Here is a 12,631-nt window from a genome sequence, read left to right on the forward strand (position 1 = left end):
GATGAGTGGCATGAGTGCATCGGGTGAGAGCCGGCCGGAGAAAGATCGTCCATGGATTTTCCGGACCTACGCGGGCCACTCGACGGCGGCCGAATCGAACAAGCTCTACCGTGGCAATCTTGCCAAGGGTCAGACCGGCCTGTCCGTTGCGTTCGATCTGCCGACTCAGACCGGCTACGATCCGGATGACGCCCTGGCGCGCGGTGAAGTGGGCAAGGTCGGTGTTCCGGTGGCTCATCTCGGTGACATGCGCACCCTGTTCCAGGACATTCCGCTGGAGCGGATGAACACCTCCATGACGATCAATGCGACCGCACCCTGGCTGCTGTCGCTCTATATAGCGGCTGCCGACGAACAGGGCGCCGACCGCAAACTGCTGTCGGGCACGACCCAGAACGACATCATCAAGGAATATCTGTCCCGGGGCACCTATGTGTTTCCGCCGGCGCCTTCGCTCAGGCTGACGACCGATGTCATCGCCTGGACCTATTCCAACATGCCCAAATGGAACCCGATGAACGTCTGCTCCTATCATTTGCAGGAAGCAGGCGCGACACCGGTTCAGGAGTTGTCCTTCGCGCTGGCAACGGCGGTGGCCATTCTGGATTCCATCAAGGCGAGCGGTGCCATTCCTGACGAAGATTTCCCGAAGGCTGTCGGCCGGATTTCCTTCTTCGTCAATGCGGGCATGCGGTTCATTACCGAGATGTGCAAGATGCGCGCCTTCACCGAATTGTGGGACGAGATCTGCCTGGAGCGCTATGGCGTTGAGGACGAGCGCTATCGCCGCTTCCGCTATGGGGTTCAGGTGAACAGCCTCGGGCTGACCGAGCCGCAGCCGGAAAACAACGTCTACCGTATCCTCATCGAGATGCTGGCGGTGGTCTTGTCCAAGAATGCGCGAGCCCGCGCTGTGCAACTGCCGGCATGGAACGAGGCGCTGGGCCTGCCGCGACCGTTCGACCAGCAGTGGTCGCTGCGGATGCAGCAGATCGTTGCCTATGAGACCGACCTTCTGGACTATGCGGACATTTTTGACGGCTCGGCCGAAATTACCCGCAAGGTGGAAGAGTTGAAGGCGCAAGCCCGCGAGGAACTTGCCCGGATCGATGCCATGGGTGGTGCGGTTGCCGCGGTCGATAGCAGCTACATGAAGCGCCAGCTTGTGGAAGCCAATTCCGCACGCCTTGCCGCGATCGAAGGCGGCGACCAGGTGGTGGTCGGTGTCAACCGCTGGACGGACAGCGAGCCTTCACCTCTGGCCGCCGGGGAAGACGGCGGCATTCTCACCGTTTCCGAGCATGTCGAGGAAGAAGCGGTCGAGAAGGTCAAGGCCTGGCGCGATGCACGCGATCAAGCCGCGGTCGAAACCGCGCTGGCGGACCTGAAAGCCGCCGCCCAGGAAGGCCGCAACATCATGGAGCCCTCCATTGCCGCGGCCAAGGCCGGAGCGACCACAGGCGAATGGGGCCGGACACTGCGCGAGGTCTTTGGCGAGTACCGTGCACCGACCGGTGTCGGCCAGGCCGTGCGGGACAATGCCGGCACTTTGGCAGACATCCGCTCGGACGTGGAGGCGGTATCAAAGAAACTTGGCCGCCGGCTGAAGTTCCTGGTCGGCAAACCGGGTCTCGACGGGCATTCGAACGGTGCGGAACAGATTGCCGTCAGGGCGCGCGACTGCGGCATGGAGGTGGTCTATGAGGGAATCCGGTTGACGCCGGCGCAGATCGTCAACGCCGCGGTGGAAGAAGACGTTCACGTGATCGGTCTGTCGATCCTGTCCGGCTCGCACCTGGCCCTGGTGCGTGACGTGATGGACCGCCTGCGGGCAGCCGGTGCGGACGATATTCCGGTCGTGGTTGGCGGGATTATCCCTGACGAAGACGCCGCACAGCTCAAGGCGCAAGGCATTGCGGCGGTCTATACACCCAAGGATTTCCAGCTCACCGATATTATGGCCGATGTGGTGAAGATTGTCGGCAACCGTGCAGAACAGGCTGCTTGAACCGGCCTTCGTCGAAAGTGACAATAATGCCGATTGAAGTATTTATTGGCGAAAATTATTCGCTCTTCTAGTCTCGGATAAACTTTCAGTTGCAACTGGCGCAGTCGTGGCTGCGTCGGTTTCGCTGGCGGGTTCAAGATTTATTTATACTTGGCCATTAGTAGTTTCCCTTAGCGCGGGTCTAAGCAGGAAGCGATCCGATGATACGTAAGCCAATTTCCAGAATAACTTCAGTCCTCATCGGATTGCGGGACGGGACCAGTCTGCGCCAGCAGATTGCCCTTCTGGCGGCTTCGCTTTGCATCCTTTCGATCGCGGTGGCCGCATTCGGTGCGGCCCTGATTGCACGCGGCGAAGCCATCCGGGAAAACCGGTGGGACCTGACCCTGGTTGCGCGCAGCATGGCGCAGCGGCTGGACCAGACGATGTTCGACCGTTACCGCGAAGTGCGCAACGTCGCAGACATGGAACTGCTGAAGCCTGTCTGGACCCGCAATCCCGACATCATCCGTGAAACGCTTGACCAGCTGCAGCGCAGCCTGCCGCAATATGCCTGGATCGGATTTGCATCTGTCGACGGCACGGTCGTGGCGGCAACCAAGGGCATGCTGGAGGGCGCATCCGTTGCCGAACGGCCCTGGTTCATCAGTGGCCTGAAAGGGCCCGCGGTCGAGGATGTGCATCTTGCCAAGCTGCTTGACCACCTGTTGCGGACAAGCCCCGACGAAGCACCGTTTCGTTTCGTTGACGTGGCAATGCCGGTAAAAGACGAAAACGGAAAACTGGCGGGCGTACTCGGTGCGCACATGAGCTGGAGCTGGGCGGAAGAAACCCGGCGCGATGTTCTGGAAAACAATCTCGGCAAGGAAGGGCTCGATCTCTTCGTGCTTGCGCGCGACGGCACGGTGCTTGTCGGGGAAGACGCCGAGGGCACGAGCCTCTCCCAGGAAACTACTGCCTACGATCCCGGCAATCCCGACATGGTGGTCGCGGAGGTCGAAACCTCGGGCCTTGGCGATTATCCGGGGCTGGGCTGGAAAGTTGCCGTGCAGCAGCCGGTCAGCGTCGTGTCCGCTCGGGTGGCGGCTCTGGTTCGCAATATCTTTCTGATCGGATTTGCGGTTGCCTGTCTTTCCGCGCTGCTGGCATGGCTTGCGTCTCGCACCATCTCGCAGCCGCTTCTCGGCCTGGTCTCAGCACTGGACAGGATCGGGCGTGACGAAAAGGAAACGACAGTTCCGCGCCTGCACGGGTTCCGGGAGCTTTCGCAGGTGTCTGCCTCCGTCAGGTCGCTGCTGCGCCGGCTCGGTACCGTGGAAGAAAGCGCAAGAACAGCCCGGGACATGCTGGCGGTTCTGAAGGACGAATACAGCCGCAACATACGGTCCAGTGAGGAACGGAACCGGCAACTGGGAGCCGACATCCGCTCCTTGAGAACGCTGGCGGAACACGATTCCCTGTCGGGCCTCCTGAACCGGCGTGCGTTCCAGCCATTTGCGGAAGATGCCTTTGCGACCTTCCAGCGCCATGACCGGCTGTTCAGCGTGCTGATGATCGATGCGGACCATTTCAAGACCGTCAATGACCAATTCGGGCACCGGGCCGGTGACGACGTCATCCGGGCCATCGGGGATGCCATCGTTGAAGAAATCCGTTCGACCGACAAGGCTGCCCGGTTCGGCGGGGAAGAATTCGTTCTCCTGCTGAGGGAAAATGACGCAAACGGTGCCTGGGTTCTGGCTGAGCGCATCAGGTTGAGAATTGCAGCCCTCACCGTGGATGCCGGCGTTGGCAATATCTCCGTCACGGTCAGCATTGGTCTGGCGGAAGTCACGGCTGATGATCGTGATGTCGAAGACACGATCGCCCGGGCGGATCAGGCGCTTTACATCGCCAAATCGTCAGGCCGCAACCGGGTCTGTGTCGACTATCCGACCCCTCGGTCCCAGTCGGCCTGAGGCAGTTGCCTTTGACAATACCGAGGGTTAACTTAACGTAAAGTTTTGTTAACCCTTTGTTGAAACAATTGGCGGGTTCCGCCAGAAGGCGGCAATTCTCTGAGGGCCAGGAGGCCGGAATGGCGACGATCGAAAGGCCGCAATCGGCCCAGGTCGTGGCGCATGCGACAGAGTACCCCGCGGACCGTGACGGTGACGGCACCGGTTACGACCGCAGAAAGAAGCGTGACACCGCAGAGCGCCACGAAAATGAAAACGGGATGTCCGAGGACACTCCGGCAGTTCTTGTTGACGATCACCACACCGTAAATCATGTGCTGGATGGCGTTGCCGCCTATCGGGCTGTCGCGTTGCAGGTCATGGAACCGGGCATCGATCACGGGCCGGTACACCCCTTGCGGGGACCTGTGGACAGGATGCCCGCGGACAACGTCCGTCATGCCTATGAGGATCACGAGGACGGTGAGACGCCCCATGAGGTGAATGTTGCGACCTGACGGACGAAGTCGTCCAAAAGGTTGAAGTCACTTGGCTCGTTACGTATTAACCCGTATCTATGGCCGGCAGGGGAGATCCCCTATCGTTCGTGCACAGGTGCGCGTCCTTCGGGATGCAGTGCCAGGTGCCGCCATTCCGGTTGGCAGGCCTGCCCATATCTGGCGCAGGTGGCTGATCCCGGGTGACAAGAGCTGGAGACTTGAGTTTGACTTTCCCCGCACATCTTCTCGAAGGCTACGGCCGTTACCTCAACAAGGGGTTCGTCAGGTACAAGGAAACCCATGAACGCCTGGCGGTCTATGGTCAGACGCCGGATGTGATGGTGATTTCCTGCTGCGACAGCCGCGTTACGCCGGAAGGCATCTTCAATGTCGGTCCGGGCGAATTGTTCGTGGTGCGCAACGTTGCCAACCTGGTGCCGCCTTACGAGGATACGGAAGGCCAGCACGGCACAAGCGCCGCGATCGAATTCGCGGTCAACGGGCTCAAGGTCAAGCACATTGTGATCATGGGACACGGCCAGTGCGGCGGCGTGAAGGCGTTCCGGGAAAACGCGAATGCGCCGATGGCGACAGGTCAGTTCATTGGTCGGTGGATCAAGCTGCTGGAGCCGGCGGCAATCGCGATGGCCTGCATGCCGGTGGACAAGGCTGACGATCCTCAGCTTGCCATGGAATATGCCGGTATCCGCCAGTCGCTGAAGAACCTGATGACCTTCCCGTTCATCGAGGCGGCCGTTTCGGCGGGGTCACTCAGCCTGCACGGGTCCTGGTTCGACATCGGGTCCGGCGAATTGCGGGTCATGGACGCCGAAACACAGAGATTCTCCACGACAGCCCCTGAAGCTCTCGCCACTGCGGGATAAGCGCTGCAAGGAAAGGGACGTCATGCTCGTCGATCCGGTGCTCTATCGCCGAATGGCCAAATACAACAGCTGGATGACCGAAAAGGTCTATGCGGCAGCGGATCTCATGAGTGACGAAGACCGCAAGGCGGACCGGGGTGCCTTCTTCCGGTCCGTGCATTCCACGCTTAACCACATTCTGTTTGCCGACAGGGCCTGGATGAGCCGCTTCACCGGCCGCAAATACGAAATCAAGGGCATGGGCGTTGACCTCTTCGAGAATTTCGATGAGTTGAAAGCCGCCCATTTCGACATGTGCCTGCAGATTTCCGACTTTGCCGAGTGGCTGACCATCGACTGGCTGGCGGAGGATCTGGAATGGACAAGCGGCCAGGACGGTATTCCCCGGTCCCGGCCGCGCTGGATGCTTGTCACCCACATGTTCAATCACCAGACCCATCATCGCGGCCAGGTGTCGACACTGTTGACACAGGCCGGGCATGACATCGGCGTTACCGATCTGCCGTTCATGCCCGATCTGGTGTGACGGGGAAGTATGTTCAGACTTCCGTCTTCATTCCATAGTTCTTCACCGCGCCAAGCACCGCGTCGATCTCGGATTTCGAGAGAATGTGCGGCGAGCCGATCGTCCGGCTGAGGATATAGGCCTTGGCCAGGACTTCCAGTTCCTCAAGACGCCAGAGGCCCTTTTCAAGGGTCTCGCCGACAACCACGGCACCATGGTTGGCCATCAGGCAGCCTTGCCGGTCTTTCATGACGTCTGTCACTTCCCGCGCAAGTTCGTCGCTGCCGAAAAGGGCGTAGCCTGCCAGGGGAACCGTGTCACCACCGAAGAGCGCGATCATGTAATGGCAGGAGGGGATCTCCATCCGGTTGATCGCCAGCGCGGTGCAGTGGACCGGGTGGGCGTGCACGACTGCGTGCATGTCCGGCTTTGCCCGCAGCAGCGCAAGGTGGAACTGCCATTCGGTTGAAGGTGGCAGGGGCCCTTCGAAAGCGCTGTCGCCGTCCAGCGGGATGGAGGCCAGCATCTCCGGGGTCATGCGGTCATAGGGCACGCCGGAGGGCGTGATGATCATCCGGTCGCCTGCGCGCGCGGAAATATTGCCCGATGTGCCCTGGTTGATACCGCGGCTGTTCATCTCCTTGCAGGAATCGATGATGGCCTGGCGAAGTTCGGGAGTGTCCTGATAAGGCGTCTTAAGCATTGTTTTCCGTCAGATTGAGCATTTCCGTCGCCGTTTCCGAGCAGGTGGCGATGTGGGTGGCGTAGCCGCCGCGCAGGGCGGCCAGCATCGGTCTGGCACGGTCCGGGCCGGAGCCGACCAGCAGGCCCATGTCCTTGCCGCGCATCTGGTCCAGCGTCACGGCAATCATCCGGTCCTCGATTTCCCGGTTGAGACCGTTGCCGTCGTGGTCGATCAGGCGGCCGCAGATCACGCCGATGGCACCACGTTCCGCACATGGGTCAACGTCGGCGGGGTCAAGCAGGCCGGTATGGACGACGTGGCTGTCTGCGGTGCAGGTGCCGCAGGCGAAGATGGTCTTGTTGCAGTCGGCCACTGCATCAAGCTGCATGCGGATCACCGGTTCCCGCTTCAGTTCTTCCACCAGCGCCCGGTTGGACAAGAGCAGCGGCACATGAAGGTTGACGCAGTGCGCGCCATAGCGGCGGGCGAGCGTTGCCGAGCAGGTTTCCGCGGCAAAGCCGAGAGCTGCCGGACGCGAACCGACCAGCTGAACCACGGTAAGGTCCGGAACCGTCACCCGCGGCGCGGCCTCCGCCACCCGGTAGACCGTTTCGCCCCAGGCAACGCCAAGCCGGTCGCCCGGTTCCAGCAGACCTGGCAGCCAGTCGGCAACCACCCGGGTTACTCGGTCAAGGGACTGATCGGCTCCGGCGGGGGATGTCGGAACGACGATGGCGTCCTGCAGACCGAACCGGTCGACGAGACGGCGCGCCAGGTCGTGATCGCGGAAGATGTCCGTGTCCAGTGTGATGCGGACATAGTCGCGCTTTCGCGCTTCGGACAGATAGTTGACGACCGTCGCCCGCGAAATGCCGAGGCGCTCGGCGATCTCGTTCTGGTTCATGCCTTCCTGGTAGTAGCACCAGGTGACCTCGATGATGGCATCGTCCTGGCTGCGCGCCCTGGTGGCCGCGGAGGGTGCCGCGGCCTTGGTGCCGGTTGGCCGGGAACTGGTCGGGCCAGGGCTCATGCGCTCTTGGCGATCCTGCTGAGATCCGGGAAGAGGGCGGCAAGGTCTTCGGCGCTGGCCTCGCAGACACCGCGTTCGGTAATCAGGCCGGTGACGAGGTGGTTCGGCGTGACATCGAAGGCAGGATTGCCGCCGGGCGTGCCGACCGGTGTCACCTGCACGACGCCGATCTTGCCGTCGTCCGTCAGGCCCTGGATGTGCGTGACTTCGCGTTCCTGGCGTTCCTCGATCGGAATTTCGGCAACGCCGTCATCTACCGTCCAGTCGATGGTCGGTGAAGGCAGGGCAACGTAGAACGGCACGTTGTTGGCCTTGGCGGCGAGTGCCTTCAGATAGGTGCCGATCTTGTTGCAGACGTCGCCGCGGCGTGTGGTGCGGTCGGTTCCGACGATGACCATGTCGACAAGGCCGTGCTGCATCAGGTGGCCGCCGGCATTGTCGGTGATGTAGGTGTGCGGAATGCCGTGGCTGCCCAGTTCCCAGGAGGTGAGGGCGCCCTGGTTGCGCGGGCGGGTTTCATCCACCCAGACATGGATCGGAATGCCGGCGTCATGGGCCTGATACATCGGGCTCGTCGCCGTGCCCCAGTCCACGGTCGCAATCCAGCCGGCGTTGCAATGGGTCAGGATGCGGACAGGCTCACCGTCCTTCTTGCTGGCCGCGATCTTGCGGATGATCTCAAGACCATTCTGGCCGATGCTGTGGTTGATGCCGACATCTTCGTCGGAAATCTCGTGCGCGAGCTTCAGCGCTGCGGCGGGACGGTCGGCTTCCGGCAGCGGGAGCAGGTGCGCACGGCAGCGGTTGAGCGCCCAACGCAGGTTGATGGCCGTCGGCCGGGTCTTGTCGAGAAACTCCCAGGCCGTGTCCAGATGCGCGTTGGACGGGTCGATCTTTGCGGCCAGTGCCATGCCGTAGGCAGCGGTAGCACCAATGAGCGGCGCGCCGCGCACGCGCATCTCAACGATCGCGTCGGCGAAGTCCTGAAGTGTGTCGACCTGCTGGATGCGGAATTCGTGCGGCAGCCAGCGCTGATCGATGATCTGCAGGGCAGCCTTGTCGTCATCCCACCAGAGCGAGCGGTAATGAGTGCCGTTGACCTTCATGGGATGTCCTTCTTGTTGAATTGGCGCGCAAGCTTCACGAGCGCATCGGTCGAGCCGTAACTTTCTGGCGACAGGATGAGGTCGGCCCCCATCAGCAGGTTGCGCGTTTCCAGACGGCGCTTCAGCTGCTTGTCCTCGATTTCCTCGAAGTCGGCATTGTGGGCGAGCGACAGGGTACGGCGGTGCATCTCGATACCGCAATAGCCCATGGCTTCGTTGCGGATTTCCTGCAGGAGGCCCGCACATGCGAAGTCCGATGCCTGCCCCTGATCCTCGAACAGGGAAGCCGGGTAAAGCATGCCGGTGCGCTCGGTGTTCCAGAGGCGGGTGAACTCGGCCTCGAAGGATGAGAAGGTTTCGGCGATGACCGACAGAACCCATTCCTGGAAATCGTCGAGTGTTTCCGCGCTGCGATGAGCCGGCTGGCTGAAATAGGCCATCAGGAAGTTGGCAGTCAGCATGCCGATGTCGAAGCCGAGCGGGCCGTATTGCACGAATTCGGGATCGATGACGCGGCTGTCGCTGTCCGTGGACATGATCGAGCCACTGTGCAGGTCGCCGTGCACCATTGTTTCGGTGTTGGAGGCAAATTTCATCAGGAACCGCTGCACCTTTGCCTTCAGTTCGGCATTGGCGCGCAGGTCTGCCACAACGGGGTCGAGACCTTCCGTGTGGTGGTTCATTTCAGCAGCAAAATAAGGATCGGTGAAAACCAGCGCTTCGGTGATTGCGGGGATTTCCACGTTGCCGGCGAACAGGCTGACATCGGCCTTCTTGTCCGCGCTCTTCATGGACAGTTCCGAGCCGCGAAACGCGGTGCGGGCGCAGAAGGTGCCAAGGAAAGTACCGAGCCCTGCAACCTTTTCACCATCGATCATCTTGCGCCGCAGGATCTTGTGCGGCGAGAGGAATTCCATGACGATCAGCGCCTGGTCCTCATCGAAGTGGTAGACCTCCGGCACTGCGCCCGGATCACGGGCGGCCTGTCGCACAAGCGCATGGTTCTCGTAAAGCGCGCGATAAAGCGGTAGCGGCCAGCTGTCGCCCACCAGGCGTACATAGGGCAGTGCCTGCTTGACGATGATCGTGCCTTTGGGGCCCTCGACAATGAAGACGAGGTTCAGGTTGCCGTCGCCAACTTCGCGAACGGTCCAGTCAGACGGGTCTGCTCCGATCCTGTCCGCAACGGCGGAAATGCCGGAAAGTCTTTCGCCGAGCGTTTCCGGCGTGAGGGGCCGATAGAGGTCTGGCGTGTCCATCTTGGGTCTTGTTCCTCCCTATTTTGCCCCGATAATGGTCAAGATTATTCAAAAGTCAACACAGTTGACAAATGCCTATTTAGCGTGTTGTAACGATGAGAAGCGGGGGAGGAACTCGCAAAAATATCGGGAGGAAAGGTGCCAGACGTCACCTGTAAATTGAGCGGCTTGGAAAAGTCCTTCGGGCGCAACCACGTGCTTCGGGGGATCGATCTGGAGCTGCGCGCCGGCGAAGTCACGGCGCTGATGGGAGCCAACGGTGCCGGCAAGTCGACGCTGGTGAAGGTCCTGTGCGGCTATCATTTTGCCGATGCCGGCGAGATCGAGCTGGCCGGTGCACCCTTCAAGCCGCTTGATGCGGCCGATGCCATCTCAAAGGGTGTCGTGACCGTTCACCAGTCCATTGATGACGGTGTCATTCCGGATCTCGATGTTGCCACCAACCTGACGCTGGACCTCCTGACCGAACCGGGTGCCGATTTCTTCGTCAACGACAGGAAACTTCGCCGGCAGGCCCGCAAGGTTGCCGAAAGCATGGGTCTGACGATGGACGTGCGCACCCGTGTTGCGGATCTGGAGGTTGCCGACCGCCAGATGATCGCGATCGCACGTGCCATGGCCCGCGCGCCGAAGTTGCTCATTCTGGACGAGCCGACCTCATCACTGTCCGCTTCCGAAGCCGACCGCCTGTTCGCGCTGATTGACCGGCTGCGTGCGGAAGGTGTCGCCATTCTTTATATTTCCCACCGCATGTCGGACATCCGCCGCGTGGCCGACCGGATCGTTTCCATGCGAGACGGGGCGATTTCCGGCCTGTTCGAGACAGAGCCTCTGGACTATGTCGGCGCGGTCAACGCCATGCTTGGCCACCAGATGACCGAGGTCGATATCGATCCGGTTGCCGGCGGTGATCCGATCCTGGAAGTCGATGGTGTGCGCCTACACGAAAATGGCCCGCAGATCGATCTGACTGCTCGCGAAGGCGAAGTGGTTGCCTTGACGGGTCTGCTCGGCAGCGGCACCACGGAACTGGCGGAAGTGCTGTTTGGCCTTGCGAAACCGGCCGGCGGCACCTTGCGCCTGGACGGCAAGGCCTACACTCCGAAGAGTGCGGAAGACGCCGTCGCCAAGGGTGTGTTCATGTCGCCCAAGGACCGCAGCGTGAACGCCGTGGTGCCGGACTTCGACATCGCCAACAACATGACACTGCCTTTCCTGGGGGCATTCAGCCGGTTCTCTTTCCTGAGCGAACGCGGACAGCGCCGGGCTGCTGACGACATGATCGGCAAGATCGGGATCGTCTGTCAGGGCAACGGCGACGGCATCAACACCCTGTCGGGTGGCAACCAGCAGAAGGTCATGATCGGCCGCTGGCTGTTGCAGGCAAGCCGCGTGCTGTTGCTGGACGAACCTTTCCAGGGTGTCGACATCGGCGCCCGGCGGGACATCGGTCACTACATCCGGCAGACCGCAAAAGGGCGCACGACGCTCGTCTTCGTGGCGGAAATCGACGAGGCCCTGGAAATCGCCGACCGCATCGTCGTCATGCACGAGGCCGCCATCGTCGGTGAATACATCAACAAGAACGTCGACCTGAACCGTCTGGTCGCGGATGTCTCCGGGCCCGCAGGCGGGCAGGGGCAGAGCGAGCCAGCAACGCAGGCAATGGCAGGATGAATACCGGAACAATGAACAAGAACCCGCTCGAACTTGCCATCCGCTACGGCTTCCTCGTCCTACTCGGCGGACTGGCCCTTTTCTTCAGCCTCTATGCCAGCGGCTTTGCCAGCCCGCGTTCGGCAGTCTTCATCCTGCAGTCGGTGGCCATTACCGGCATTCTCGCGCTCGGTGTCACCTGTACGCTGGTGGTGGGCGGGTTCGACCTGTCGATCGGCTCGGTCGCAACCTCGGCGCTGATGCTGTCCGCCTATTCCATGGTGGTGCTGGAGCAATCCGCCTTTGTCGCGGTTGCACTCTGCCTGGTGATGGGTGCGGTCGTCGGGCTGATCAACGGGTTCCTGATCGTGAAGATGCGGGTGCCGGACCTTTTGGCGACGCTCGGCATGATGTTCCTTCTCATCGGTTTGCAGCGCATTCCGACCCAGGGCAATTCGATTGCGACCGGGATGAGCCTGGGCGAGGGCGTCGTTGCGGAGGGAACGTTCTCCGCGGCCTTCCTGTGGCTCGGTCGGCACCGGTTCGACCTGTTCCTGGACCGGTTGCTGCCGGTGCCGGTGGTGGTGTTCCTTTTGATCGCGCTGCTGATCTGGCTGTTCCTGGGGTACACCCGGCATGGCCGCCTGATGTATGCCATCGGCTCCAACGAACGGGCTGCCGAACTGGTCGGCACCAACGTGCAGCGCTACAAGATCGTGGCCTACATGATTTCCGGCATGCTGGCATCGGTTGGCGGCATTCTGCTGGCTGCCCGCCTTGGCCGCGGTGACATCGCCTCCGGCAACAACCTTCTGCTCGACAGCGTGGCCGCAGCCCTCATCGGCTTCGCGGTACTGGGCGCTGCCCGCCCGAACGCCTTCGGCACGGCGGCAGGGGCACTGTTTGTCGGCATTCTTCTTCAGGGGCTGACGATGATGAACGCTCCTTACTACATGCAGGATTTCGTCAAGGGGGCCGTGTTGGTTGCCGCCCTTGTCTTCACATTCTACCTGTCCTCGCGACGTGGGGGCCGGAGAACAGCGTGACGCCCTGAATGGCGC

The 12,631-nt window shown here is 61.5% G+C and carries 11 protein-coding genes; 7 read left to right on the forward strand and 4 right to left on the reverse strand.

What is annotated here, in order from left to right:
* The first annotated feature begins 10 nt into the window (after nt 1-10).
* From HEP89_RS10090 to HEP89_RS10110, 5 genes are all read left to right on the forward strand, one after another.
* Nucleotides 11-2,008, forward strand: a complete 1,998-nt coding sequence (locus HEP89_RS10090) for a protein meaA (RefSeq protein WP_077291546.1) — start codon at nt 11-13, stop codon at nt 2,006-2,008.
* A 200-nt stretch (nt 2,009-2,208) separates the two neighbouring features.
* Nucleotides 2,209-3,966: a diguanylate cyclase gene (locus HEP89_RS10095; RefSeq protein ID WP_168691948.1), complete on the forward strand. Its 1,758-nt coding sequence runs from the start codon at nt 2,209-2,211 to the stop codon at nt 3,964-3,966.
* A 119-nt stretch (nt 3,967-4,085) separates the two neighbouring features.
* Nucleotides 4,086-4,463, forward strand: coding sequence for a hypothetical protein (locus tag HEP89_RS10100; RefSeq protein ID WP_168691949.1), 378 nt, complete (start codon nt 4,086-4,088; stop codon nt 4,461-4,463).
* Nucleotides 4,464-4,669: 206 nt separating this feature from the next.
* Entirely contained in the window at nt 4,670-5,329 is a 660-nt protein-coding gene (locus tag HEP89_RS10105; RefSeq protein ID WP_139314252.1) for a carbonic anhydrase, read from the forward strand.
* Nucleotides 5,330-5,351: 22 nt separating this feature from the next.
* Nucleotides 5,352-5,855: a DinB family protein gene (locus HEP89_RS10110; protein ID WP_023002853.1), complete on the forward strand. Its 504-nt coding sequence runs from the start codon at nt 5,352-5,354 to the stop codon at nt 5,853-5,855.
* Between the two features lie 13 nt (nt 5,856-5,868).
* On the opposite strand, the gene HEP89_RS10115 is transcribed toward HEP89_RS10110, so the two are convergent.
* Genes HEP89_RS10115 through mtnK form a run of 4 tightly spaced genes read right to left on the reverse strand, consistent with a single transcriptional unit; the run spans nt 5,869 to nt 9,914 of the window.
* A complete protein-coding gene (locus tag HEP89_RS10115) occupies nt 5,869-6,537 on the reverse strand; it encodes a class II aldolase/adducin family protein (protein WP_075283982.1) in 669 nt (222 codons plus the stop codon).
* Complete coding sequence (locus HEP89_RS10120) at nt 6,530-7,549, reverse strand: sugar-binding transcriptional regulator (protein ID WP_062486654.1); 1,020 nt, start codon at nt 7,547-7,549, stop codon at nt 6,530-6,532. Before HEP89_RS10120 ends, HEP89_RS10115 begins: the two co-directional genes overlap by 8 nt.
* Nucleotides 7,546-8,655, reverse strand: coding sequence for an S-methyl-5-thioribose-1-phosphate isomerase (gene mtnA / locus HEP89_RS10125; RefSeq protein ID WP_168691950.1), 1,110 nt, complete (start codon nt 8,653-8,655; stop codon nt 7,546-7,548). The genes HEP89_RS10120 and mtnA overlap by 4 nt, the downstream gene beginning before the upstream one ends.
* On the reverse strand, nt 8,652-9,914 hold the full coding sequence (gene mtnK / locus HEP89_RS10130) for an S-methyl-5-thioribose kinase (RefSeq protein WP_062486659.1): 1,263 nt from the start codon (nt 9,912-9,914) through the stop codon (nt 8,652-8,654). The genes mtnA and mtnK overlap by 4 nt, the downstream gene beginning before the upstream one ends.
* A gap of 138 nt (nt 9,915-10,052) precedes the next feature.
* On the opposite strand from mtnK, the gene HEP89_RS10135 reads away from it, so the two are divergent.
* Nucleotides 10,053-11,591, forward strand: a complete 1,539-nt coding sequence (locus HEP89_RS10135; protein WP_031270191.1) for a sugar ABC transporter ATP-binding protein — start codon at nt 10,053-10,055, stop codon at nt 11,589-11,591.
* Complete coding sequence (locus HEP89_RS10140) at nt 11,588-12,616, forward strand: ABC transporter permease (protein WP_023002859.1); 1,029 nt, start codon at nt 11,588-11,590, stop codon at nt 12,614-12,616. The genes HEP89_RS10135 and HEP89_RS10140 overlap by 4 nt, the downstream gene beginning before the upstream one ends.
* Nucleotides 12,617-12,631: the final 15 nt, after the last annotated feature.

This window comes from Labrenzia sp. 5N (assembly GCF_012395805.1).
Classification (GTDB): domain Bacteria; phylum Pseudomonadota; class Alphaproteobacteria; order Rhizobiales; family Stappiaceae; genus Roseibium; species Roseibium algicola.